Raw genomic sequence first — 22,457 nt, forward strand, 5'->3', positions numbered from 1 at the left:
GGATCGATCAGGGGTGACGGTTACTGGGTGCTGCGCGGCGAAGCCAGGATGCCTTCCACGGCCGTGATCGCGCGGCCCAGTCGATGGCCGACATCCTCGGAAGTGGCCTCCACCGCCACGAGACGTGCGCTGGCCGCGTCGAGTTCCGCTGCGAGGCGGGCGCGGTCCTCACCCATGAGCGCGAGTTCGGTCTCAAGGTCGCTCGGATCACGCTCGGCCTCGAAACGCTGGATCACCGCGCCTTCGAGCCGACTCAGCACGGTCTCGAGACGCCGCAGGGCGTCGTCGATCTTCTCACTCACCAATCGAAGCCTTCCATCCGGGGGCTCTGCGCATGCCGCGTGACGGCCGCGATCATACTGCGTAGGGAATCTATCTTCGATCACCCCGCCGTGCGAGCGGGAAAGCGGACGCACCGGCGCGCCGCCATGGGCTTCGCACGAGTTATCCCCCGCCCGGCACCGGCATGTGACCTTTGCCGGATTTTGTCATCATGTTAGAGACCCGCCGTCCGCAGACCGGGTATAGGGCGTCCTGTGACACGTTCAGGTCCGTCGCAGGTCCCTCGCGCGCGGTGATGCTGCGCAACTCGTCCGGTTCAACGGGGCACTCGAGGCGGTCGTTCGTGGCGCTGGTTCATCTGTCGTTCAATCTGGATTCGCACAGAGCGGGCGACGCATCGAGGTCTGCCCATCGGGCGCGCCGCGACGATCAACATGCTGGAGGGTGCCGCGAGGCCGGCGCCCGATTTTGGGAAGGACTCACGCCGTGTCGGTGAAGGTTGCCATCAACGGGTTCGGACGCATCGGCCGCAACGTCCTGCGCGCCATCCATGAGGCCGGCCGCAAGGATATCGAGGTGGTGGCGATCAACGATCTCGGTCCGGTCGAGACCAACGCCCACCTCCTGCGGTTCGATTCGATCCACGGTCGGTTCAACGCGAAGGTCGAAGTCGACGGCGAGTTCATCGTGGTCGACGGTCAGCGCATCAAGGTCACGGCTGTGCGCAACCCGGCCGAGCTGCCGCACCGCGAACTCGGCGTCGATATCGCCCTGGAGTGCACCGGCATCTTCACTTCGAAGGACAAGGCCAAGGCGCACCTCGATGCTGGCGCCAAGCGCGTGATCGTGTCCGCGCCTGCCGACGGCGCCGACCTCACGGTGGTCTACGGCGTCAACCACGACAAGCTGACGGCCGACCACCTCGTGATCTCGAACGCTTCCTGCACCACCAACTGCCTCGTGCCGGTGGCCAAGGTGCTCAATGATCTCGTCGGGATCGAGCGCGGCTTCATGACCACGATCCACTCCTACACCAACGACCAGCCCTCGCTGGATCAGATGCACAAGGACCTTTACCGGGCCCGAGCCGCCGCTCTTTCGATGATCCCGACCTCCACGGGCGCCGCCAAGGCCGTCGGCCTCGTCCTGCCGGAGCTGAAGGGCAAGCTCGACGGGACCTCGATCCGCGTGCCGACTCCGAACGTCTCGGCCGTCGACCTCGTGTTCACCGCCAAGCGCCAGACCACGGTCGAAGAGATCAACAACGCGATCCGTGCGGCCGCCGACGGCCCGCTGAAGGGCGTGCTGGCCTATACCGACCAGCCCAACGTCTCCATCGACTTCAACCACGATCCCCACTCGTCGACCTTCCACCTCGACCAGACCAAGGTCATGGACGGCACTTTCGTGCGTATCCTGTCTTGGTACGACAACGAGTGGGGCTTCTCGAACCGCATGGCCGACACGGCCGTGGCGATGGGCAAGCTGCTCTGAGCCGCGCCGCCGGTTTCTGACGGACTTCACCGCTCCCGAAGACCAGGATGGTACGCCTGATATGACCGAGACTTCCTCCGCCGGACGCGACTTCATCCCAGGCAGTACCCCGACCGCGTCGCCGGCCCCCGTGCCGGCGGCGGCATCCACGCCTGCCGCTCCTCCGGCGGTGGTCGGGAAGGTAGAGCCTCTCTCGACCCCATCCCCGGCGTTGGGCGGCGACCAGCTCGCACGGATCGAGGATAAGTGCGCGCGGATCGAGGACAAGTACGCCCGTTCAGAGGCGCTGCTCTCGAGGGTCGAGGAGAAGGTCGAGGGGGCCGCCGTCCGCATGAACGAGGCCGCCCGGCAGAGCGATCTCTCGGCCCTGCGCAGCGAGGTTCGGGCCATTGCAGACCGGACGCGCGGCCTGCCGGGGTCCGGTGCCCTCGTGCTCACCGCGATCATCACCGCTGTCCTGACGGTGGCCCTGACCATCGCGGCCCAGCGGTTCCACCTCGATACCCTGCTGCCGCCGCGCTGATCCCGCTTCCGACCGCCCGAACGACCAGGCTCCGATGACCGCTTTCCGTACCCTCGACGATGCCGGAGCCCTCCGGGGCAAGCGCGTGCTGCTGCGCGTAGACCTCAACGTGCCGATGGAGGGGGGACGCGTGACGGACGCCACCCGGATCGAGCGGATCGTCCCGACGATTCGCGAGATCGCCGACCAGGGCGGGCGCGTCGTCCTGCTGGCTCATTTCGGTCGCCCCAAGGGCAAGCCGGTTGCGTCCGAATCCTTGAAGCCGGTGGTCGGGACGTTGAGCGAGCATCTCGGTCGGCCGGTGGGCTTCGCGGAGGATTGCGTTGGTCCTGCGGCAGCGGATGCCGTGTCGGCCTTGAACGATGGCGACGTGCTGCTCCTGGAGAACACCCGCTTCCACGCGGGTGAGGAGAAGAATGACCGGGCCTTCACCGAGCAGCTGGCTGCCAATGGCGACATCTACGTGAACGAGGCGTTCTCGGCAGCCCACCGGGCGCATGCCTCCACCGAAGGCCTTGCGCACGTGCTGCCAGCCTATGCAGGGCGGCTGATGCAAGCCGAGCTCGATGCCCTCACCAAGGGACTGGAAGCACCGACCCGTCCGGTCATCGCCCTGGTGGGGGGCGCCAAGGTCTCGTCCAAGATCGACCTTCTGCAGAACCTCGTCGCCAAGGTGGACATGCTCGTCATCGGCGGCGGCATGGCGAACACCTTCCTGCACGCGCAGGGCAAGGGCGTGGGCAAGTCGCTCTGCGAGAAGGATCTCGCCGATACCGCCCTGCGTATCGTCGAGGCGGCGAAGGCCGCCAAGTGCCGCATCATCCTGCCGGTGGATGCCGTCTCGGCTTCCGAGTTCAAGGCGAACGCCGCCCACGAGACCGTTCCCGTCGACGCCGTGCCCGAGACCGGCATGATCCTCGATGCCGGCCCGGCTTCGGTCGCCGAGATCAACGCGGCCATCGACGAGGCCGCGACGCTGGTCTGGAACGGCCCGCTGGGCGCATTCGAACTCGCGCCGTTCGATGCCGCCACCGTGGCGGCGGCGCGGCACGCGGCCGAGCGCACTAAGGCCGGCAAGCTCGTCTCGGTGGCGGGCGGCGGCGACACGGTCGCGGCACTGAACCATGCGGGCGTGGGCGAGACCTTCTCGTACGTCTCCACCGCCGGCGGCGCTTTCCTCGAATGGCTGGAAGGCAAGGAATTGCCCGGCGTCGAGGCTCTGCGCGCCAAGGCTTGACGCTTGCGGGGTCACGAACCCCTTCCGCCGAGCCTGAGGACGAAGGCGCAGCGGCGGTACCCTTTTACGATTGTCTCACGCCTCCTTGAGGCTTGAGCGAAGACATCGCATTCGAAGAACCGCGCCACCCGGCGCGACGGTTAGCGGATCGCTCCGGCGGTCGAATCTGAGGAGAAACCCATGGCCCGCATCACCCTGAGGCAGCTCCTGGACCATGCTGCCGAGCATGAATACGGCGTGCCGGCGTTCAACCTGAACAACATGGAACAGGGCCTCGCTATCATGGCGGCGGCGGATGCCACCGATTCACCGGTGATCCTTCAGGCGAGCAAGGGTGCGCGCGCCTATGCCAACGACATCGTCCTGGCCAAGCTCATCGACGGCCTCGTCGAGATCTATCCGCACATCCCCGTCTGCATGCATCTCGACCACGGCAGCGACGAGGCCACCTGCGCCACCGCCATCCAGTACGGCTTCACCTCCGTGATGATGGACGGCTCCCTGAAGGCAGACGGCAAGACTCCGGCCGACTACGCCTATAACGTGGAGATCACCCGCAACGTCACGAAGATGGCCCATTGGGCCGGCGTCTCGGTCGAGGGTGAACTCGGGGTGCTCGGTTCGCTGGAGAGTGGAGAGGGCGAGGCCGAGGACGGCCACGGCTTCGAGGGCGTACTCTCGCACGACCAACTCCTCACCGATCCGGATGAGGCGGTGAAGTTCGTGGAAGCCACGAAGGTCGATGCGCTCGCGGTTGCCATGGGGACCTCCCACGGGGCCTACAAGTTCACCCGCAAGCCGGACGGCGATGTGCTCGCGATGAACGTCATCGAGGAGATCCACCGCCGCCTGCCCACGACCCACCTCGTCATGCACGGCTCCTCCTCGGTACCTCAGGACCTTCAGGACATCATCAATCAGTACGGCGGCGAGATGAAGCCGACCTGGGGCGTGCCGGTCGAGGAGATCCAGCGCGGCATCAAGCACGGCGTCCGCAAGATCAACATCGATACCGACAACCGCATGGCGATGACCGGGCAGATCCGGAAGATCCTGGCCGAAAACAAGGCCGAGTTCGATCCGCGCAAGTACCTCAAGCCTGCGATGGAGGCGATGACGAAGCTGTGCCGCCAGCGCTTCGAGGAGTTCGGCACCGCAGGCCAGGGCTCGAAGATCCGCCCTGTTTCCGTCGCGACCATGGCCAAGCGCTACGCCAACGGCTCCCTCGACCCAAAGATCGGCACCGCCGGCTGACGGCGCGTAGAAGGACCCCGCATGTCGGAACCCCGTACCCGCCTCGCCCTGCTCAGTCCCTATCGGGTCGAGGCTGGTGATTCCGATGCCCTGGCGGTCGCGATCACGGCGGCCTGTGCCGCCGGTGACGTCGCCGCCCTGATCTTGCGTCTAGCCCCGTCCGACGAGCGAAGCCTCGTGAACTTGGTCAAGCGCCTAGCGCCGGCCGCGCAGGCCACGGGTGCGGCCGTACTGGTCTCCTGTGGGGGCTTTGCAGGCGATCTGGTCAGCGTGTCCGCGCGGGGTGGGGCGGATGGTGTTCATGTCGACAAGCCGAAGGAAGGCGTCTTGCGCGAATTGCGTGAGCGCCTCGACGACGGGCGTATCCTCGGGGCCGGAGGGCATGAGCAGCGCCACGCCGCGATGGAGGCTGGCGAAGCGGGTGCGGACTACGTCATGTTCGGTGGCTTCTATGCCGACGGTGTTTCGCCCGACCCGGAGACCGTGATCGACCGGGCCACTTGGTGGACCGAGATCTTCGAGACACCCTGCATCGCTGTCGCGCATACGGCCGAAGAGATCGCGCCGCTCCTCGCGACGGGCGCTGAGTTCCTGGGGCTCGAAAGCACGCTCTGGATCGGCGAGGGCGCTGACGTTGCCGGAATTCAGGCGCAGGTTGCCGCGGCCCGCGAGGCGAATTCGTGAGGGGGGCGCTTGGCGTTCTCTTGGTTGCCGTCTGCGCGAGCGGGGCGCATGCCGCGACAACGCTTTCGCCGGACTCGGCCAAGCCGGTCACTCGGGAGGTATTCAAGGCTCCCATGAGGGAGCTGCCGACCCCCTACACACCGAACGCCATGCGCCTCGTACCGCCCGCCGGCAAGCCCGGCGATAAGCCGGTGGACACAGCGTTCGGTGCCTATCAGCGCGGACAGTATACCACCGCCTTCCGTGAGGCGACGAAACGGATCGCTGCGGACGCCAAGGACGCGGCGGCCATGACCCTGCTTGGTGAGCTCTACAATCAGGGCCTTGGCATCAAGCAGGATCCGGTCAAGGCCGCCGAGTGGTACCGCCTCGCGGCGGCGCAGGGGGACGTCCACGCCATGGCCTCCTTGGGCTTGATGTCCATCGACGGGCGCGGGGGTGCCAAGGACATGAAAGCCGGTCGGCAATGGCTTGAGAAGGCCGCCGACAAGGGGGACGGTACGGCGGCCTACAACCTCGCACTGATCTTGCTGGGTACTGGCACCGAGCCGGACCAAGCCCGCGCTGCGACCCTATTCCATAAGGCAGCCGAGGGCGAGATCGGGGCGGCGCAGCATGATCTCGGTGTGCTCTACCTGCAGGGCCGCGGTGTGCCGAAGGATGCGTCTCAAGCCGCCGAGTGGTTCCGGCGTGCGGCGGACAATGGCGATCTGGCGGGTGAGGTCGAATTCGCGATTCTGCTCTTCAACGGCACCGGCCTGCCGAAGGACGAAGCCCGGGCCGCGCGCTACTTCCTCCACGCGGCGGCCCGCGGCAACGCCATTGCGCAGAATCGGGCCGCCCGCCTCTTCGTGGTCGGGCGCGGCGTTCAGAAGAACATGGTCGAGGCCGCTGCCTGGAACCTTGCGGCCTCGGCACAGGGATTGTCCGACGGCTGGCTCGACGACAACCTGAAGGCTCTGACCCCCGACGAGCGCACCCGCGCCGAGGCCCTTGCTGCGGAGCGGGCAAACGTCAAATAGCTCCGCCGGAGGGCAAATCCGCAATCCGTATGGGGTGAGCCGGCGCGTAAACGTGCTATGGCGGCGCCGAATCGCATTCCGCACAGACGTTCTTTGAATCGACCCGGATCCCAAGATCGATGATCAGTTCACCTCTCATGACCGTCATGGTCGATGCCGTCCGCAAGGCGGCCCGTGGCCTCAAGCGCGACTATGGCGAGATCGAGAACCTTCAGGTCTCGCGCAAGGGTCCCGGAAATTTCGTTTCGGCGGCTGATCGCAAGGCCGAGGAGGTTCTGAAGGATGCGCTGATGAAGGCGCGACCGGGTTACGGCCTGATCCTCGAGGAGTCCGGAAACGTCGAAGGGGCCGACAAGAGCCACACCTGGCACGTGGACCCCCTCGACGGCACGACGAATTTTCTGCACGGCATCCCCCATTTTGCGATTTCGGTGGGCCTGGAGCGCGAGGGCCAGATCGTGGCCGGCGTGATCTACGACCCGGCCAAGGATGAGCTGTTCGTGGCCGAGCGCGGTAAGGGCGCCTACCTGAACAACCGCCGCCTGCGCGTCTCCGGGCGCACCGACATGGCCGACGCGCTGGTCGCCTATGGCTCCCCCTATCTCGGGCGCGGCGATCATCCGAAACTGCTGCGCGAGGTGGCGGCCGTGATGGCGGTGACCGGCGGCGCCCGCCGCTTCGGCTCGGCCGCCCTCGATCTCGCCTACGTCGCCTGCGGACGTTCGGATCTCTACTGGGAGCGCGACCTTCAGACCTGGGACATCGCAGCCGGCATCATCCTGGTGCGCGAGGCCGGTGGCTTCGTCACGAGCGCGGATGGGGGCGCCGAGCCCCTCGCGGCCCGGTCCGTCGCCTGCGGAAACGAGATCCTTCACGGTGAATTGGTCAAGCTCCTGCGCAGGGCCAACGCCTGACGAGCGTCCCCACCCACCGACCCGCAACTCTCCACGAAGGCCGTTCGCATGGAATCCCGTCGCCACATCGCGTTGAAGGATTCGATCCGCTCGATTCCGGATTACCCGAAACCCGGTATCGTGTTTCGCGATATCACCACGCTTCTGAGTGATCCACGCGCCTTCAGGCGCGCCGTCGATGCCCTGGTGCATCCCTTCGCGGGCGGGCGGATTGATCAGGTGGCGGGGATCGAGGCGCGCGGCTTCATCCTGGGCGGCGCGGTGGCGCACCAGCTATCCTCGGGCTTCGTTCCGATCCGCAAGAAGGGCAAGCTGCCCCACAAGACCGTCTCGATCGCCTATGCCCTGGAATACGGGACCGACGAGATGGAAATCCACGTGGACGCCATCAAACCGGGCGACCGCGTGCTCCTGGTGGACGACCTCATCGCCACCGGCGGTACGGCCTGTGCGGCGGTCAACCTCCTGCGCCGGATCGGTGCCGAAGTGGTCGCAGCCTGCTTCGTCATAGACCTACCGGAAATCGGCGGCGCTCAGAAGCTGCGCGACCTAGATGTACCCGTACGGACCCTGATGGAGTTCGACGGGCACTGAGAGCGACACACGTTCGTCTCCCCCCGGCAGGAGATGGTGGCTCGTGAAGCGGGACGTTTGAAGAGACCACCTGACCCGGAAAGGTCTTCCACCTCTACAGTATGCTTCCCAGGCGCCCTCTCCCACTGAGGGGAGAGGGTTCTCGCGCGCTAGGCCGCGAGGCTCGCGAATAACCCGCGCCCATCGGTCCCGCCTACAAGACCTTCCACGAAGTTCTCCGGATGCGGCATCAGGCCGAGGACGTTGAGCTTTTCGGAGTAGATTCCAGCGATGGAGTTCAGCGAACCGTTTCGGTTGGCATCTACCGTCAGGTTCCCGGCCGCATCGCAGTAGCGGAAAGCGACGCGACCTTCGTCCTCGATCCGGGCGATGGTCTCTGAATCGGCGAAGTAGTTGCCCTCACCGTGCGCGACGCAGACGTCGATCACCTGGTGCTTGGCATAAACGGAGGTGAAGCGGGTGTCCGCACGCTCGACGCGGAGCAACTGGCGATGGCAGATGAAGCGTCGGTCGACGTTGCGCATGAGGACACCGGGTAACAGACCCGATTCGCACAGGATCTGAAAGCCGTTGCAGATGCCCAGCACGAGGCCACCGCGCGCTGCATGAGCGCGGACTGCGTCCATGGCCGCTGCGCGCCCCGCAATGGCTCCGCAGCGCAGGTAGTCGCCATACGAGAAGCCGCCGGGCAGTACGGCCAGATCCGTCCCCGCCGGCAGTTCGGTGTCGGCGTGCCAGACCTTCACGACCTCTGCGCCCGCCTGGGTCAGAGCTCGGGCCACATCCGCGTCGCGGTTAGAGCCCGGAAAGACGATGATGGCAGCACGCATCAGGCGATCTCGATGGCGTAGTTCTCGACCACGGTATTGGCGAGCAGCTTCTCGCAGGCGCTCTTGAGCGTTGCCTCTGCTGCCGTTCGATCGTCGCCTGCGATCTCGACATCGAAGACCTTGCCCTGTCGAACGCCGTCGATGCCGGAAAGGCCGAACGAGGTCAGGGCCGCCTCGATCGCCTTGCCCTGCGGGTCCAGCACCCCGGTCTTCAGGGTGACGATGATGCGTGCTTTCATGGGGACGGACTCATCTCGTAGCGGGAGCATCGTGTTCGGGCTCCCTGGCGATAATGGGGAACAGCGCCGCAGGCAACGCGAAACGGCCTCCGAAGGAGGCCGTATAAGATCGTCAATGATGGACATGACCTCAGCGCGAGGATGAAGTCCGATCGCGCAGCGGCTCGATGCTGGTAGCCCTAAGCCACAATTGCCGCATCACCCATGCCGCGAACAGGCTGAAGATCACCATCAGGACATGGCCGATCGTATCGCCGAGATCGAACAGGCCAGCCAGCGCCCAGCCAGCCGCGATGGCGACCGCAAACACTTCCGTGCCGACGAGCACCATCATGCTGAGGATCGTGACGAGATTGCGCGTGTTCACTGCCGTGTCATCCCGTTGCCGGCCTCAAGCCTCGTGGACCTGCGGGCCCGTGGGCTCTCGACCGGCGACGTAGCGCGAAGTCGGACCTTCACGCAACGCCGTTGGTCGTGGGCTCAGCGCGGTGCGCGCTTTGCCAGGATACGCTGCAGCGTGCGGCGGTGCATGTTGAGCCGCCGGGCCGTCTCCGACACGTTGCGGCCGCAGAGTTCGTAGACGCGCTGTATATGTTCCCAACGCACTCGATCCGCAGACATCGGGTTCTCGGGCGGGTCCGCACGCTCGCCGGGCTGCGCCATCAGCGTTCCGTGAATCTCGTCCGCATCTGCTGGCTTAGCGAGATAATCGAAAGCGCCGAGCTTCACTGCAGTCACCGCCGTGGCGATGTTGCCATAGCCCGTCAGGATGACGCCGCGCGCTTCCGGACGACGTTCTTTGAGACGTGCGATCACGTCGAGACCGTTGCCATCGCCGAGCCGCATGTCGATCACCGCAAAGGCTGGCGGACGTACATCCACCATCGATACGCCTTCGGCCACGCTCTCGGCCACCTGAACCTCGTAGCCGCGCATCTCCATGGCGCGCGCCAGCCGCGTCGAGAAGGGCTTATCGTCATCGACGATCAGAAGCGTGCGATCCGTGAAAGCTGCGAGCGGATCACCCTCGCCAAGCTGCGCAATATCGGCGCCGGGCGCCGTTGTACCGGTCTGCGTCAGCATCGACGCTCCTCCGTCTGTACCCATCAATCTTTGGGTGCGATCTCGTGTACGCCTTATATAGGTGTCGCACCGGATTCGGTTAGGGGTTGTCCGCCACTCAATTGTGCGTGATGCACCGCAAGGGCATCCCTTTCGAAGATATGGCGTGCCCAACCGACCCTGACGACTGCGCCTGTCGCTTCGCTTTGCGAGACGTTCGACAACGTTAACTGCGCGCCCGATCGTTCGATCAGTGTCTTGGCGATAAAAAGTCCGAGGCCGAGCCCCGCTCCGGTACTATCGGGTCTAGCCGACCGGTCCGGGCTGCGGGTGGTCACATAGGGCTCCCCGGCTCGGAGCAGCACTTCGCTCGAGAATCCCGGACCGTCGTCGCGGATCTCGAGCCAGACTCGCTCGAAGTTCCAGCGCGCCTCGATCACGACGCGGCTCGCCGCGAAATCGATGGCGTTGTCTACGATGTTGGCCAGACCGAACATCACCCCGGGATTGCGTCGGCAGACCGGCTCCGGTCCCTCGCCACGATTGGAGACGTCGAGCACGATGCCCATGGCACGCTGCGGCTCGACCAGTTCCTCGACGAGGTGGCTCAGGCTCACGGTCTGGAGGAAGCCGGCCTCGTCGCTGTCGAGCGAGGTCAGCTTGGACAGGATGCCCCGGCATCGATCGACCTGATCGCGCAGGAGCGCCAGATCCTCGCGCACCGCCTGGCTGGCGGTGGTACCGAGTTGGCGGGTCAGCTCCTTCGTCACCACCATGATCGTACCGAGGGGGGTTCCGAGTTCATGGGCGGCGGCAGCGGCCAGGCCATCGAGCTGCGAGAGATGTTGCTCGCGGGCCAGCACGAGTTCCGTGGCGGCCAAGGCCTGGGCGAGCTGGCGCGTCTCCTCCGCGACCTTCCAGGCGTAGACGCCGGTGAATGCTGTTCCGAGCAGGATCGCGGTCCAGACGCCGGAAATGTAGAGGAACGGCAATTCGAGCCGGCCATCGGCGAACCAGGGCAACGGACGGTGCACCAGTGCCAGCAGGGTGGCGAGCCCGATAGCGAGGAGGCCGAGCGCGAGCGTTCGCTCCGGTGGGAGGGCGGTCGCCGAGATCAGGACGGGGGCAAGGAACAACAGGGAGAACGGGTTCTGCAACCCCCCGGTGAGGAACAGCAGCGCGGCGAGCTGGATGATGTCGAAGGCCAGGAGCAGAGCGGCCGAATCGTCGCTCAGCCGGTAGCTTGCGGGGAAGCGGATTCGCAGGGCCAGATTCAACCAGGACGATGTGGCGATGACGAGAAAGCACCAGCCGAAGGGAAGCGGCAGGCCTAAGCCGAATTGCGCTCCCACCACAGCCGCACTTTGTCCGGTGATGGCAAGCCACCGCAGGCGCACGAAGGTGTCGAGGCGCAGGTGTCTGGCATCGCGAACGAAGCCGTTGGTGCTCATGTCGATCATGTGAGGAGAACGATAGGGCTCGGTTGTCTCGCGTCCATCCCTTCATCGCTCGCGCCACGCTCTTGTCGACCCCGCTTTTGCGCTAAGTCGGACGATGCGAATCCGGAAGGATCCCGTGCGGTGCGGCGTCCGGCTCGGCGCGATCCGTAAAAGTGCTCGGGGGGAGCGAAGCCGGCGCGAGGGGGGAACGGCCCATGAACCTGTCCTACTACTGGTATGAGGCGGCCCGTATCATGACGACGCCGGCGCGCCTCCTTGCCGACATGGTAAAGTACAGCCTGCAAAATCCCGGTAGTCCGCTGGCCTATTCGCCCTACGCCCGCTCTGTCGCGGCGGCCTGCGAAATGTTCGAACGCGTGACCCGTCGTTACGGCAAGCCGGCCTTCGGCTTCACGAGCACCGACGTGGATGGCGTCGCCGTGCCGGTGAGCGAGCGCGTGGTCTGGGAGCGCCCGTTCTGCCGCATCGTCACCTTCGACCGCGGCTTCGTGCGCGGGCCCGCCGAGCCGCAGCCGAAGCTTCTCATCGTCGCGCCGATGTCGGGCCACTATGCCACGCTCCTGCGCGGCACCGTGGAAGCGATGGTGCCCAATCATCAGGTTTTCATCACAGATTGGGCCGACGCCCGCATGGTACCGATCGGTGCCGGACGTTTCGATCTCGACACTTATATCGACTATCTGATCGACATCTTCCGTGAACTGGGGCCGGACCTGCACGTGATGGCGGTCTGCCAGCCAGCAGTGCCCGTGCTGGCCGCCATTGCCTTGATGGAAGCTCAGGACCACCGACCGGTGCCATGTTCGATGACGCTGATGGGAGGACCCATCGATACGCGGCGTTCGCCCACGGCCGTGAACTGCCTCGCGCAAGAGCGCGGCGTTGCATGGTTCGAGCGCAACTGCATCACCACCGTACCGCCCGGTTATCCAGGCGCATGGCGAAGCGTCTATCCCGGCTTCTTCCAGCTTTCGGGTTTCATGGCCATGAACCTCGATCGTCACGTCAATGCGCATACGGAGATGTTCGACCACCTCGTGACGGGCGACGGGGACTCCGCGGAGAAGCACCGTGAGTTCTATGACGAGTACCTCGCCGTGATGGACCTCACCGCTGAATTTTACCTGCAGACCGTTCGCACCGTCTTCGTCGATCATGCCCTGCCAGGAGGCACCATGATCCATCGCGGCGCACGGGTGGATCTCGGTGCAATTCGCACCTGCGCCATCCTCGCCGTCGAAGGCGAGAAGGACGACATCTCGGGTGTTGGACAGACGCAGGCCGCCCTGGACCTCACCCCAAACCTCCCCTCGAACCGTAAGGCCTATCACCTGCAGCTGGGTGTCGGGCATTACGGTGTGTTCAACGGCTCCCGCTTCCGTACCGTCATCGCGCCGCGGATCGCGGCCTTCATCCGGGAGATGCAAGCTGGGGCGGCGGACACAGCCCTAGCGCCTCCAGAGGCGTTGGTGTCCCCGGTTTCCGGACCTGAGTCCTGAGGATCCGAGCCACAGGATCATGGCGCAGGCTTGCTGCAACGGATAAGCTCCCGTCATGCGACTGGCATTGCTGCGTGGGGCGGACCCGGACCACCTCGACATCATGCATGAGGGCGAATCCCTCCGTGTCCTGGTTCGGCGCCGGCCGACAGCCCGGCGCCTGACCCTGCGCGTATCGAGCGCGACTGGTGAGGTCATGATGACCCTGCCGACCCGAACCTCGATCACCGTCGCGCGGACATTCGCTCTCAGCCACGGCGGCTGGATCGCGGCGCGCATCGCGCGGATGCCCGAACGGGTGGCTTTCGTTACCGGTGCGACGGTGCCTCTGCGCAGCGTCCCCCATCGAATCGCCCATCGCTCTCACCGCAGCGGTGTGACGCGAGTCGAAAGCTTGGCGGGCGAGCCTATTTTGTCCGTGGCTTGCGACGAGCCGCACGTCTCTCGCCGGATCGTGGATTTCCTGCAGCGGGAGGCGAGGGCCGATCTTGTCGCCGCGGTGGCACGCTACACCGCGAAGCTGGGGCAGGGACCCAAACGAATCACTCTCCGCGACACCCGCAGCCGCTGGGGGTCCTGCACCGCGCGGGGAGACCTGAACTTTTCCTGGCGGCTCATCCTCGCACCACCCCTGGTGCTCGACTACCTCGTGGCCCACGAGATGGCTCACTTGCGCGAAATGAACCATTCGGCGCGCTTCTGGACGCTCGTCGGCTCACTCTGCCCGCATGTCGACGAAGCGGAACGTTGGCTGAAGACCCACGGCGCCGGCCTTCACCGCTACGGCTGACGGCACTTCAGCCGCGTACGCGCAGGACCCTGCTGCGGGTGACCTGCTCGGCGGGCCAAGTCGGGCGCGGGTCGACGTCGCCGGGGTTCAGGGTGCGGGGTGCGATGCCGTCGCAGACTTCGCGCTGGCGCAGGATCACCGGCTGTCCGAACTCGTCCCGGCGCCGGATGATGCCGCCATCGCGGCAAAAGCCGGCGAGTTCGGCTGCGTTTCCGCTACGCCGCCCGCCGGGCGTACGGGCGATCGGGCGGTGCTCGATCACGAGGGGACCATCGCGATTGAGGGAGCGCTCCACATAGGTCGTCTCACCCACGGGAAGCGGCTCGGCTAGGGCGGGGAGAGCGATCACCAGGGGGGCGAGGAAAAAGGCGGTGCGCAGTCGCATGGATCTGTCCGTTGGCGGGCAAGCGTGGCAGGCAGCACTAGAACCTGTACGCGCGGGGCGATAGTCGGTTCCGTGAAAGCCGTGCTTCCCTTGACATTCACGGGTCCAGCATGGTCCGAACACCCGTGTTTTCGGTTAACGGCTCGCAGGGCGGCGAGTGAGGCGAGAGGGTCCACCGCGTGGGGTTTCGAGGAATGCTGCGGCGCACGCACGGTGGGATTGCCCGGGCTGCGGCGGCGGGCGCGATCGCTGCGGGACTGCTGGTCGCGGGCGTCGCGCCGCAGGAGGCGGCGGCGCAGGGTATGGTGCGCAATACCTTCGGCGATTGGCAGTTGCGGTGCGAAACGCCGGCGGGGGCTAAGGCTGAGCAATGTGCCATGGTGCAGTACCTGGCGGCGGAGGACCGGCCGAACCTGACGCTGGTGGTGATCGTCCTGAAGACCGCCGACAATCGCGGGTATCTCCTGCGCGTGGTGGCCCCGCTCGGGGTGCTGCTGCCCTCGGGGCTCGGCCTGAAGATCGACAAGACGGATGTGGGCCGCGCCGGATTTGTGCGTTGTCTGACAACGGGTTGCGTCGCCGAGGTGGTGATGGACGACGGTCTGGTCAAGCAGTTCGCCGGCGGCGCGCAGGCGACCTTCATCGTCTTCCAGACCCCCGAGGAGGGCGTCGGAATCCCCCTCTCGATGAAGGGGTTCGCGCAGGGATTCGAGAGCCTGAAGTGACCCAGCGGCCGGTTTCGAGCAGGGGCGACGCGACCATGACTTCGTGCATCATGCGGCACCGGATACGGGTTTCGCCTGCATCATACGGCAGGATCGCGGCGATCGCGATCGCACTCGGCTGCATCGGGGCGGACCCGGTGTGCGCCGAGGAGGGAAACATCTTCAGCAACATGCTGAAGTACGGCGGCACCACCGTGCCCCCGTCCCAGCCGGCCGACACCGATCCCCCCTACTGCCCGACGGTCGAGGTGCCCGAGGGCGGGGCGGCGATCCGGGCCTATGCTGGCGCCTCCGGCGACGGGGCGCGCCTGCGCCACCAGATCACCCTCGGTCGGGTGGCGCGGGAATGCACCCGGCTTCAGGACGGTTCGCTCAGCGTGAAGATCGGCGTCGAGGGCCAGGCCCTGCTCGGTCCGGTGGGTGCGCCGGGCCGGTTCGATGCGCCGGTCACGTTCACCCTCAAGGCCGGCGGCAAGGTGCTGGTTTCGCGGGTCCGGCGCGTGGCGGTGATGGTCGCGGCGGGAGAGGCGCAGGGCCTGTTCAGCGTGATCGAGGACAACCTCCCGGTGCCGGCGGCGGCGAGCCAGAACTACGACATCGAGGTCAAGCTCGGATCCGCGCCGCAGCGCGCCGCCCCCAAGGGCGCCCATGCCTCCAAGCCGCGCCGGCAGGCCCCGACGGCGGCCGCCTCGGAGGACCCGGTCAAGACCGCGCCCCAGGCCACCGAGGAATGAATGCGCGATCCGCGCGTCGGGTGATGTCCTGACGGCACCGGCGGGCGGCGGGCGCCACGGCGCGCGTGATCGCGCGGTCGCGTTCACCCTGGAGGCGCAGGACGATCCCGTCTTCGGCCACCGGCTCAAGCTGGCGGAAGCGGTGCGGGACGGCTGGGTCGTCCTGACCTATCGGGGCGATCCGGTGGCGCGGCCGCGGCGTCCGCGGCTGCGCCTCGCGCGCGCCGATGGACGGCAGGAGACCTTCGTGTTGCCCGCTCCCGTTCTCGGGGCGGCCCACGCCCTGGTGCACCTCCCGCCGGATTGGCGCAGCCTCGAACTCGCGACGGACCCGCGCAGCGCCGTCGTGCTGGAGCGCGTCGGGCTGCGGACAACCGCGAGCCTCCTCGCCGAAGCGTTCCGGAGGCGGCCTCTTCGCGCCCTGGCGGCGGCCTTCAATCACGTGCGCGGCGACGAGCGCCGGTTTCGCGATATCCTGCGGGGCACCTGCGGGGTCGCGCCGCTGGCGGATTACGCGCGCTGGGCCGCCGCGCGGACCCGGCCCGATCCAGGGCCGGTCCCGACCGCCCCCGCGCTTCGCCTGATCCTCCCGGCGCATCCGGACGAAAAGGCCACCATCGCCGAGACCATCGCGAGCCTGCGGGCCCAGACCTTCACGGCCTGGACGCTGGCGGTGCGCTGGTCGAAGCCCACGGCGGCGATCCCTCTCGACGACGCCCGGATCACGCAGGCCGCCTGGGTCGGAGCCGCGACCCTCGACGCCCTGGCCGGCGCAGCCGAGGCGGTGGCCCTGCTCGCCCCCGGCGACCGCCTCGATCCCGACGCCCTGGCGATCCTCGTCCGGGCGCTCTCCGACACGCCGCGACCGGAACTCGTCTACGCCGATGCGGCAAGCCACGACGCGAGCGCCGAGCCAAGCCTCAAGCCCGACTGGAGCCCGGACCTCGCTCGGGTCACCGCCTATCCGGGGACGCCGATCCTCTATGCGGGCGCGCTTCTGCGGCACCTGCGGCACGAGGCCCTGGGGGGGGCGGAGACGTTTTCCACGCGGCTGCTCCTCTCTGCGACGGAGACCTTGTCCGCACCTGAGACCTTGTCCGCACCCGAGATCTTGTCCGCATCCGAGATCTTGGCGTCCCGCCCGCGTGAGGGCTTGGCAGCCGGCCCCGGTGCAACCGGGCGGGTCGCCCATGTCCCGCGCGTCCTCGTCCGGCAGGGGCCGCCGGACTCCGACGCGGGCCAGCGCCACGCGGGCACCCTGCGCCAGCATCTCGCCCGGCACGGGGTCGCGGCCCGGGTCGAGGCCAACCGAACGGGCTTCGACCTCTCCTGGTCGCTGCCCGCGCCGCCACCCCTCGTCAGCGTCGTCATCCCCACGCGCGACCGCCTCGAACTGATCCGGCGCGCGAGCGACGATGTGCTTTTCGCGACCGCCTATCCGCAGCTCGAACTGGTCATCGTCGACAACGGCTCCACGGACCCGGCGGTGCGCGCCTATTACGAGACCCTGCGCGCGGATGCGCGGGTGCGTATCCTCGAGGCGCCGGGCCCGTTCAATTTCTCGGCGCTCATCAACCAGGGCGTCGCGGCCTCGCGCGGGTCGATCGTCGTCCTCCTCAACAACGACATCGCGGTCCTGCGGGAGGATTGGCTGGACGCCCTGGTGCGCCAGGCCTGCCGGCCCGATGTGGGGGCGGTGGGCGCCAAGCTGCTGCACGGGGACGGCACGCTCCAGCATGCCGGGGTCGTGGTCGGTCTCGGGGGCGGGGCAGGGCACATTTTGCGGCGCCGGCCCGCCGACACGCCCGGCCATCTCGGACGCCTGCGCGTGGCCCACGAGGTCTCGGCCGTCACCGCCGCCTGCCTCGCGGTGGAGCGCGCCAAGTTCGACGCGGTGGGCGGCCTCGATGCCGAGACCTTCCCCATCGATTTCAACGACGTGGATTTCTGCCTGCGCCTCGGGGCCGCCGGCTACAGGACGATCTGGACCCCGCACGCCGTCCTGTCCCACCTCGAATCGACCAGCCGTGGGCCGGCCGTCGGCCCCGCCCGGGCCCGCTTCGAGCGCGAGGCGGCGGCCTTCGCGGCGCGCTGGCGCGACACGATCCGGCACGACCCCTACTACCATCCGGGCCTCGCCCTCACGACCTTCGGGGAAGAGCTTGAGTAGGGAGCCGGAGGTGCGGGTGCGCGGCACGGCTTTCCGGGTCACCTCCGATCCGGCCCTGCGTTTCGCGGATGCGCCGCAGGTTCACCCCGTCCGGCGCTGGCTGCGCGCCGCCGGCATCCTCCTGCGCGCGCCCGCCGAAACGGCCCTGATCCTGCGGGCCCGCCTCACCGGCCGGCGCGTGCGCGCGCGTCAGGCCATGGCGGCGCTGATCGGCCTCGATCATCGCGGCCTCTGGCTTCGCCCCGGCGAGACGTTCCGCGACGCCACGCCGCCGGGCGCCCCGATGGTCCCGGGGCTGGATCCGCGATCGGATCTGCAATCGACCCGGGATCCCGTCCGGTCCGCGAGGGCCGACGTGGTCATCCTCTGCGACCCCGAATACGAACTGCTGCCCGGTGCCGAGGCGGCACTCTGTGCCACCCTCGCCGACCACCCGCGTTTCCAGGCCCTCTACGGCGACGCGCTCCTGGTTCGTCCGGACGGCGCCGCGATGTCCTTGCTGCGCCCGGCCTTCGATCCCGATTACCTCATGGCGCTCGATTACATCGGGCCGCTCATCGCCGTGCGGGGCGCGGCCTGGGATGCCGTCGCGCCCGAGACGACCGCCTCGGGTCCGGCGCGGGTGACCGACCTGATCCTGCGTCTGGCCGAGCGCGACGGGCCGGGCGCCATCGGGCACCTTCCGCGTCCCCTCGCGCGCGTGGCCCTGGTGAATCCGGGGAGGACGGCAGGGGAGGGGGGGCGATCGGCCCACCCGGCGCGCCCGATCACGGGGCGGGAGGCGGCGTCGGACCCGCACCTGCGCGCCGACGCTGACGTGGCGGTGGCGCCGGACGGCGCGGCCGCGCATCGCGCCGTGATCCGGCACCACCTCGACCGCACCGGAGCAGCGGACGTCGAGGCGGTGCCGGGACCGGACGGGATTCTCACCCTGCGCCATCCGCTGCCCCCGCAGCCGCCCCTGGTCAGCCTGATCGTGCCGACGCGGGATCGCCTGGACCTGCTGCGCCCCTGCATCGCGAGCCTGCTCACGCGCACCGCGTGGCCGGAGCGCGAGATCCTGATCTGCGACAACGACAGCCGCGAGCCCGAGACCCGCGCGTATCTGCGCGATCTCGAAGCACGCGGACTGGCCCGGATCGTGCCATGGCCCGGCCCGTTCGACTTCGCGGCCATGAACAACGCGGCGGCTCGCGCGGCGCGGGGGCGCGTCCTCGCCTTCGTCAACAACGATGTGGAGGCCCGGCACCCGGACTGGCTCGAACGGCTGGTGCGCGAGGCCCTGCGCCCGGAGGTCGGAGCGGTTGGTCCCAAGCTCATCGACGGGCGCGGCCGCATCCAGCACGGGGGCGTGGTCCTCGGGCCCGGCGGCCTCGTCACCCACGCCCACCGCTTCTTTCCCGGTGACGCGCCCGGCTATCTCGGGGGCTTGAGCGCCACCCGGGCGGTCTCGGCGGTGACGGCGGCCTGCCTCGTGGTGGAGACCGACAAGTTCGCGCGGGTCGGCGGCTTCGACGCGGCGGCCTTCGCGGTGGATTTCAACGACGTCGACCTCTGCCTGCGCCTGGGCCAGGCCGGCTACCGCACCCTGTTCGTGCCGGGCGCGGTGCTCGACCACTACGAGGCGGCGAGCCGGCGCTGGACGCCGCCGGCGCTCGCGCGCCATCGCCGCGAGGTCGCGGCCTTCAAAGAGAGATGGGGGCCGCTGCTGGCGCAGGACCCCCATTATCACCCGGGATTCGATCCCGATCTCGGCACCTATGCCCGGCTGCGGCCGGACGGGGCGGGGGCGGTCGGCCCCCGCTGAGCCTCACTGCACGAGGCGCGGGCCGCCGGTCTGCACCTTCTCGTTCTCGGACATGATGCCGAGGCGCTTGGCGACCTCGGTATAGGCCTCGATCAGGCCGCCGAGATCCTTGCGGAAGCGGTCCTTGTCGAGCTTGTCCGAGGACTTGATGTCCCAGAGCCGGCAGGAATCGGGGGAGATCTCGTCGGCGACGACGATGCGCATCATGTCGCCTTCCCAGAGGCGGCCGGTCTCGATCTTGAAGTCGACCAGACGGATGCCGACGCCGAGGAAGAGGCCCGACAGGAAGTCGTTGACACGGATGGCCAGCGCCATGATGTCGTCGATCTCCTGGGGCGTCGCCCAGCCGAAGGCCGTGATGTGCTCCTCCGACACCATCGGGTCGTTGAGCGCGTCGTTCTTGTAGTAGAACTCGATGATCGAGCGCGGCAGCTGCGTGCCTTCCTCGAGGCCGAGGCGGGTGGCGAGCGAGCCGGCGGCGACGTTGCGGACCACCACTTCGAGCGGGATGATCTCGACTTCGCGGATCAGCTGCTCGCGCATGTTGAGGCGGCGGATGAAGTGCGTGGGGACGCCGATGTCGTTCAGGTGCGAGAAAACGAATTCCGAGATCCGGTTGTTCAGCACGCCCTTGCCGTCGATGACATCATGCTTCTGCGCGTTGAAGGCGGTGGCATCATCCTTGAAGTGCTGGATCAGCGTTCCCGGCTCCGGACCCTCGTAGAGGACCTTCGCCTTGCCCTCGTAGATGCGACGGCGGCGGTTCATAGGCGTGTACCGTGGTTTGAGGAAGTCCATGGGCCGTGACTCCTTCGGGCTGGACGATGCGGAATCCGCGGCGTGGCGACCTGATCTGGAGGCCGGGCCGAGAGACACGTCGTACGCCGAAAGCCTCATCGACCGAGGCGCAAACTACCCGAAGCGGGCAGGCAGCACAACGCGTTAGCCCGAAGGGCGGGGGTGCGCCGGGCGCGCGCGCCGAGGAGCCCGGCCTCGGAGCTCCCAGGTTCCACCGCAGGCGGCCGCCCCGTCAGGCTGCGGGTGTCTTCGCCGGGAAGCGGCAGAGATCGGCGACGGGGCAGCGCGGGCATTCGGGCTTGCGGGCCTTGCAGATGTAGCGCCCGAACAGGATCAGCCAGTGATGGGCGTTGAGCCGGTAGGGCGCCGGGACCAGGGCCTCCAGCCCGGCCTGGACCTTGTCGGTGGTGGGAGCCACCACGAGGGGGATCCGGTTCGAGACCCTGAAGATGTGGGTATCCACCGCGATGGTCTCCTCGCCGAAGGCGACGTTGCGCACCACGCTCGCGGTCTTGGTGCCGACGCCGGGCAGGACCTCCAGCGCCTCGCGCTCCCGGGGCACCTCGCCCCCGTGCCGCTCCACCAGGATGCGCGAGAGCGCGATGACGTTCTTCGCCTTGGTGTTGAACAGGCCGATGGTGCGGATGAAGTCCCGCACGCGCTCCTCCCCGAGCGCCAGCATCGCCTGCGGGGTATCGGCGATAGCGAAGAGCGGGGCGGTGGCGAGGTTGACGCTGCGGTCGGTGGCCTGGGCCGAGAGCACCACCGCCACCAGGAGGGTGAACGGGTTCTGGTACTCCAGTTCGGCGCGCGGCTCCGGATTGGCCCGCGACAGCCGGGAGAAGATCTCCGCGACCGCCTCCGGGCCGACCGGCTCGGGCGCGACGGGGGCCTCTGCGACGATCGGCGCGGACGCCCGCGCGGAGATCGGCGATTTCCGGGGCTTGGTCGGCTGTCGGCTGCGCATCCCCGCGTTATATTGCGGGAATGGCGAGCGGCAATCATCACGGTTCCGGGACGGGCCAGCCGGCAACGGCCCCGCATGCGGGCGAGGCGCAGGCGGCGGGTCGGCACCCGTACGGCCTCGATCCCGACAGCATGGACCGGCCGGTCTTCCAGGCCACCATCCGGCCGCACCAATCCCTGAGCCCGGACGGCTTCCGCATCGTCATGGCGTTCTGCTGCGCCGTTTCCCTCGTCACCTCCATCGCCTGCGTGCAGGCCGGCTACTGGCCCGTTGCGGGCTTCTTCGGCCTCGATATGCTCGCCCTCTATGCGGCCCTGAAGGCGAGCTTCCGGCGCGGGCGTTCCTTCGAGGAGGTCATGATCTCGCCGATCGAGGTGCTGCTCGCCCGGGTCTCCCATCGCGGTGAGCGCCGGGAATGGCGCTTCAACCCGCTCTGGACGAAGCTCACCAAGGTCGAGGACGAGGAATACGGCATGCAGACCCTGACGCTGGTCTCGCGCCGGGAGTTCGTGGTGGTCGCCCGCGATGCCTCGCCGCCGGAGCGCGAGGCGGTCGCGGCCGGCCTGACCCGCGCCCTGGCGCAGGTGAAGAAGGGATACTGAGCGGATGCGCCGGGCCGGGATCGGGATCGTCGCCCTGATGGTGTGGGCCGGCCTCCAGCCGGCGGGTGCGCTCTCCGACGCGGCGGTGGAGATCCGCTTCGTCGCGCCGGAGCGCTACACGGATGCCGACGACCGCTACGGGTCGGGCCCGTCGCTGCGCGGGACGCTGTCGGAGATCCGGCGGATCCTCGAGCTCTCGGCGCGGCGGGTGCTGGCGCCCGGCGACCGCCTCACCATCGACGTTCTCGACATCGATCGCGCGGGCTTCGTCACACCGGGGTTCAGCGGACCGTCGGGCCTGCGCGTGGTCAACGACGTCACGCCGCCGGCCTTCCGCCTGCGCTACGACCTGCGCCGGGCCGGGCGCCGCATCGCGTCGGGCGAA

The 22,457-nt window shown here is 67.9% G+C and carries 25 protein-coding genes (1 of these 25 running past the window's edge); 16 read left to right on the forward strand and 9 right to left on the reverse strand.

What is annotated here, in order from left to right; genetic code table 11:
• Positions 1–20: 20 nt before the first annotated feature.
• Positions 21–302, reverse strand: coding sequence for a DUF4164 domain-containing protein (locus tag OF380_RS13635; RefSeq protein WP_264044913.1), 282 nt, complete (start codon positions 300–302; stop codon positions 21–23).
• Between the two features lie 466 nt (positions 303–768).
• Between OF380_RS13635 and gap the strand changes: the two genes are divergently transcribed.
• The 8 genes from gap to OF380_RS13675 all read left to right on the forward strand — a co-directional run bounded on the left by gap (position 769) and on the right by OF380_RS13675 (position 8,004).
• Positions 769–1,776, forward strand: a complete 1,008-nt coding sequence (gene gap, locus OF380_RS13640; RefSeq protein ID WP_056476152.1) for a type I glyceraldehyde-3-phosphate dehydrogenase — start codon at positions 769–771, stop codon at positions 1,774–1,776.
• Between the two features lie 61 nt (positions 1,777–1,837).
• Positions 1,838–2,299 (forward strand): hypothetical protein, encoded by a 462-nt coding sequence (locus OF380_RS13645; RefSeq protein ID WP_264044914.1) that lies wholly within the window; start codon positions 1,838–1,840, stop codon positions 2,297–2,299.
• Positions 2,300–2,333: 34 nt separating this feature from the next.
• The gene (locus tag OF380_RS13650) at positions 2,334–3,536 is read left to right on the forward strand and encodes a phosphoglycerate kinase (RefSeq protein ID WP_264044915.1); all 1,203 of its coding nucleotides are present in this window, start codon (positions 2,334–2,336) and stop codon (positions 3,534–3,536) included.
• Positions 3,537–3,716: 180 nt separating this feature from the next.
• Complete coding sequence (fba, locus tag OF380_RS13655; RefSeq protein ID WP_264044916.1) at positions 3,717–4,790, forward strand: class II fructose-bisphosphate aldolase; 1,074 nt, start codon at positions 3,717–3,719, stop codon at positions 4,788–4,790.
• A 21-nt stretch (positions 4,791–4,811) separates the two neighbouring features.
• On the forward strand, positions 4,812–5,474 hold the full coding sequence (locus tag OF380_RS13660; protein WP_264044917.1) for a thiamine phosphate synthase: 663 nt from the start codon (positions 4,812–4,814) through the stop codon (positions 5,472–5,474).
• Complete coding sequence (locus OF380_RS13665; protein WP_264044918.1) at positions 5,471–6,496, forward strand: tetratricopeptide repeat protein; 1,026 nt, start codon at positions 5,471–5,473, stop codon at positions 6,494–6,496. Before OF380_RS13660 ends, OF380_RS13665 begins: the two co-directional genes overlap by 4 nt.
• Positions 6,497–6,615: 119 nt before the next feature.
• Positions 6,616–7,410 carry an inositol monophosphatase family protein gene (locus OF380_RS13670; protein ID WP_055955245.1) on the forward strand — a complete coding sequence of 265 codons (795 nt, stop codon included), beginning with the start codon at positions 6,616–6,618 and terminating at the stop codon, positions 7,408–7,410.
• A gap of 48 nt (positions 7,411–7,458) precedes the next feature.
• Positions 7,459–8,004 carry an adenine phosphoribosyltransferase gene (locus tag OF380_RS13675; protein WP_264044926.1) on the forward strand — a complete coding sequence of 182 codons (546 nt, stop codon included), beginning with the start codon at positions 7,459–7,461 and terminating at the stop codon, positions 8,002–8,004.
• 149 nt (positions 8,005–8,153) lie between these two features.
• Here the strand turns inward: OF380_RS13675 and purQ are convergent, their stop codons facing one another.
• The 5 genes from purQ to OF380_RS13700 all read right to left on the reverse strand — a co-directional run bounded on the left by purQ (position 8,154) and on the right by OF380_RS13700 (position 11,595).
• A complete protein-coding gene (purQ, locus tag OF380_RS13680; RefSeq protein WP_264044928.1) occupies positions 8,154–8,834 on the reverse strand; it encodes a phosphoribosylformylglycinamidine synthase subunit PurQ in 681 nt (226 codons plus the stop codon).
• Positions 8,834–9,073, reverse strand: coding sequence for a phosphoribosylformylglycinamidine synthase subunit PurS (purS, locus tag OF380_RS13685; protein ID WP_264044929.1), 240 nt, complete (start codon positions 9,071–9,073; stop codon positions 8,834–8,836). The genes purQ and purS overlap by 1 nt, the downstream gene beginning before the upstream one ends.
• A gap of 130 nt (positions 9,074–9,203) precedes the next feature.
• Complete coding sequence (locus OF380_RS13690) at positions 9,204–9,440, reverse strand: hypothetical protein (protein ID WP_264044931.1); 237 nt, start codon at positions 9,438–9,440, stop codon at positions 9,204–9,206.
• Positions 9,441–9,553: 113 nt separating this feature from the next.
• Positions 9,554–10,156 (reverse strand): ActR/PrrA/RegA family redox response regulator transcription factor, encoded by a 603-nt coding sequence (locus OF380_RS13695; RefSeq protein ID WP_318784092.1) that lies wholly within the window; start codon positions 10,154–10,156, stop codon positions 9,554–9,556.
• A 53-nt stretch (positions 10,157–10,209) separates the two neighbouring features.
• Positions 10,210–11,595, reverse strand: a complete 1,386-nt coding sequence (locus OF380_RS13700) for an ActS/PrrB/RegB family redox-sensitive histidine kinase (RefSeq protein ID WP_264044933.1) — start codon at positions 11,593–11,595, stop codon at positions 10,210–10,212.
• 194 nt (positions 11,596–11,789) lie between these two features.
• Here OF380_RS13700 and OF380_RS13705 point away from each other — a divergent pair, with 194 nt between their 5' ends.
• A complete protein-coding gene (locus OF380_RS13705; protein ID WP_318784093.1) occupies positions 11,790–13,094 on the forward strand; it encodes a polyhydroxyalkanoate depolymerase in 1,305 nt (434 codons plus the stop codon).
• A gap of 55 nt (positions 13,095–13,149) precedes the next feature.
• On the forward strand, positions 13,150–13,884 hold the full coding sequence (locus OF380_RS13710; protein ID WP_264044936.1) for a M48 family metallopeptidase: 735 nt from the start codon (positions 13,150–13,152) through the stop codon (positions 13,882–13,884).
• Between the two features lie 7 nt (positions 13,885–13,891).
• Here the strand turns inward: OF380_RS13710 and OF380_RS13715 are convergent, their stop codons facing one another.
• Positions 13,892–14,269 carry a hypothetical protein gene (locus tag OF380_RS13715; RefSeq protein WP_264044938.1) on the reverse strand — a complete coding sequence of 126 codons (378 nt, stop codon included), beginning with the start codon at positions 14,267–14,269 and terminating at the stop codon, positions 13,892–13,894.
• A 194-nt stretch (positions 14,270–14,463) separates the two neighbouring features.
• Between OF380_RS13715 and OF380_RS13720 the strand changes: the two genes are divergently transcribed.
• The 4 genes from OF380_RS13720 to OF380_RS13735 all read left to right on the forward strand — a co-directional run bounded on the left by OF380_RS13720 (position 14,464) and on the right by OF380_RS13735 (position 19,705).
• On the forward strand, positions 14,464–14,994 hold the full coding sequence (locus tag OF380_RS13720; protein ID WP_264044940.1) for an invasion associated locus B family protein: 531 nt from the start codon (positions 14,464–14,466) through the stop codon (positions 14,992–14,994).
• Between the two features lie 50 nt (positions 14,995–15,044).
• Positions 15,045–15,728, forward strand: coding sequence for a hypothetical protein (locus tag OF380_RS13725; RefSeq protein ID WP_264044942.1), 684 nt, complete (start codon positions 15,045–15,047; stop codon positions 15,726–15,728).
• Positions 15,729–15,975: 247 nt separating this feature from the next.
• Positions 15,976–17,898, forward strand: coding sequence for a glycosyltransferase family 2 protein (locus OF380_RS13730; protein WP_264044944.1), 1,923 nt, complete (start codon positions 15,976–15,978; stop codon positions 17,896–17,898).
• Entirely contained in the window at positions 17,891–19,705 is a 1,815-nt protein-coding gene (locus tag OF380_RS13735; protein WP_404810454.1) for a glycosyltransferase, read from the forward strand. Before OF380_RS13730 ends, OF380_RS13735 begins: the two co-directional genes overlap by 8 nt.
• 3 nt (positions 19,706–19,708) lie before the next feature.
• Here OF380_RS13735 and purC read toward each other — a convergent pair whose 3' ends face one another.
• Positions 19,709–20,503, reverse strand: a complete 795-nt coding sequence (gene purC, locus OF380_RS13740) for a phosphoribosylaminoimidazolesuccinocarboxamide synthase (protein ID WP_243910591.1) — start codon at positions 20,501–20,503, stop codon at positions 19,709–19,711.
• A gap of 232 nt (positions 20,504–20,735) precedes the next feature.
• Positions 20,736–21,470, reverse strand: coding sequence for an endonuclease III (nth, locus tag OF380_RS13745; protein ID WP_264044948.1), 735 nt, complete (start codon positions 21,468–21,470; stop codon positions 20,736–20,738).
• A gap of 131 nt (positions 21,471–21,601) precedes the next feature.
• Between nth and OF380_RS13750 the strand changes: the two genes are divergently transcribed.
• Both OF380_RS13750 and OF380_RS13755 read left to right on the forward strand, forming a co-directional pair.
• The gene (locus OF380_RS13750; protein WP_264051324.1) at positions 21,602–22,072 is read left to right on the forward strand and encodes a DUF2244 domain-containing protein; all 471 of its coding nucleotides are present in this window, start codon (positions 21,602–21,604) and stop codon (positions 22,070–22,072) included.
• A gap of 4 nt (positions 22,073–22,076) precedes the next feature.
• A protein-coding gene (locus tag OF380_RS13755) for a DUF3016 domain-containing protein (RefSeq protein ID WP_264044949.1) crosses the window boundary here: on the forward strand, positions 22,077–22,457 show its 5' portion. The gene runs 117 nt beyond the window's last position; only the first 381 of its 498 coding nucleotides appear in the window; the start codon lies at positions 22,077–22,079; the stop codon falls past the right edge of the window.

Origin of the sequence: Methylobacterium sp. FF17, assembly GCF_025813715.1 — a bacterium.
GTDB classification, from domain to species: domain Bacteria; phylum Pseudomonadota; class Alphaproteobacteria; order Rhizobiales; family Beijerinckiaceae; genus Methylobacterium; species Methylobacterium flocculans.

Bases quoted from the DNA above. Each gene is read 5' to 3' on its own strand.
- OF380_RS13645 (WP_264044914.1), top strand. From the start codon at position 1,838: ATGACCGAGACTTCCTCCGCCGGACGCGACTTCATCCCAGGCAGTACC.
- OF380_RS13650 (WP_264044915.1), top strand. From the start codon at position 2,334: ATGACCGCTTTCCGTACCCTCGACGATGCCGGAGCCCTCCGGGGCAAG.
- fba (WP_264044916.1), top strand. From the start codon at position 3,717: ATGGCCCGCATCACCCTGAGGCAGCTCCTGGACCATGCTGCCGAGCAT.
- OF380_RS13660 (WP_264044917.1), top strand. From the start codon at position 4,812: ATGTCGGAACCCCGTACCCGCCTCGCCCTGCTCAGTCCCTATCGGGTC.
- OF380_RS13670 (WP_055955245.1), top strand. From the start codon at position 6,616: ATGATCAGTTCACCTCTCATGACCGTCATGGTCGATGCCGTCCGCAAG.
- OF380_RS13675 (WP_264044926.1), top strand. From the start codon at position 7,459: ATGGAATCCCGTCGCCACATCGCGTTGAAGGATTCGATCCGCTCGATT.
- purQ (WP_264044928.1), bottom strand. From the start codon at position 8,834: ATGCGTGCTGCCATCATCGTCTTTCCGGGCTCTAACCGCGACGCGGAT.
- purS (WP_264044929.1), bottom strand. From the start codon at position 9,073: ATGAAAGCACGCATCATCGTCACCCTGAAGACCGGGGTGCTGGACCCG.
- OF380_RS13695 (WP_318784092.1), bottom strand. From the start codon at position 10,156: ATGCTGACGCAGACCGGTACAACGGCGCCCGGCGCCGATATTGCGCAG.
- OF380_RS13700 (WP_264044933.1), bottom strand. From the start codon at position 11,595: ATGATCGACATGAGCACCAACGGCTTCGTTCGCGATGCCAGACACCTG.
- OF380_RS13705 (WP_318784093.1), top strand. From the start codon at position 11,790: ATGAACCTGTCCTACTACTGGTATGAGGCGGCCCGTATCATGACGACG.
- OF380_RS13710 (WP_264044936.1), top strand. From the start codon at position 13,150: ATGCGACTGGCATTGCTGCGTGGGGCGGACCCGGACCACCTCGACATC.
- OF380_RS13715 (WP_264044938.1), bottom strand. From the start codon at position 14,269: ATGCGACTGCGCACCGCCTTTTTCCTCGCCCCCCTGGTGATCGCTCTC.
- OF380_RS13720 (WP_264044940.1), top strand. From the start codon at position 14,464: ATGCTGCGGCGCACGCACGGTGGGATTGCCCGGGCTGCGGCGGCGGGC.
- OF380_RS13725 (WP_264044942.1), top strand. From the start codon at position 15,045: ATGCGGCACCGGATACGGGTTTCGCCTGCATCATACGGCAGGATCGCG.
- purC (WP_243910591.1), bottom strand. From the start codon at position 20,503: ATGGACTTCCTCAAACCACGGTACACGCCTATGAACCGCCGCCGTCGC.
- nth (WP_264044948.1), bottom strand. From the start codon at position 21,470: ATGCGCAGCCGACAGCCGACCAAGCCCCGGAAATCGCCGATCTCCGCG.
- OF380_RS13750 (WP_264051324.1), top strand. From the start codon at position 21,602: ATGGACCGGCCGGTCTTCCAGGCCACCATCCGGCCGCACCAATCCCTG.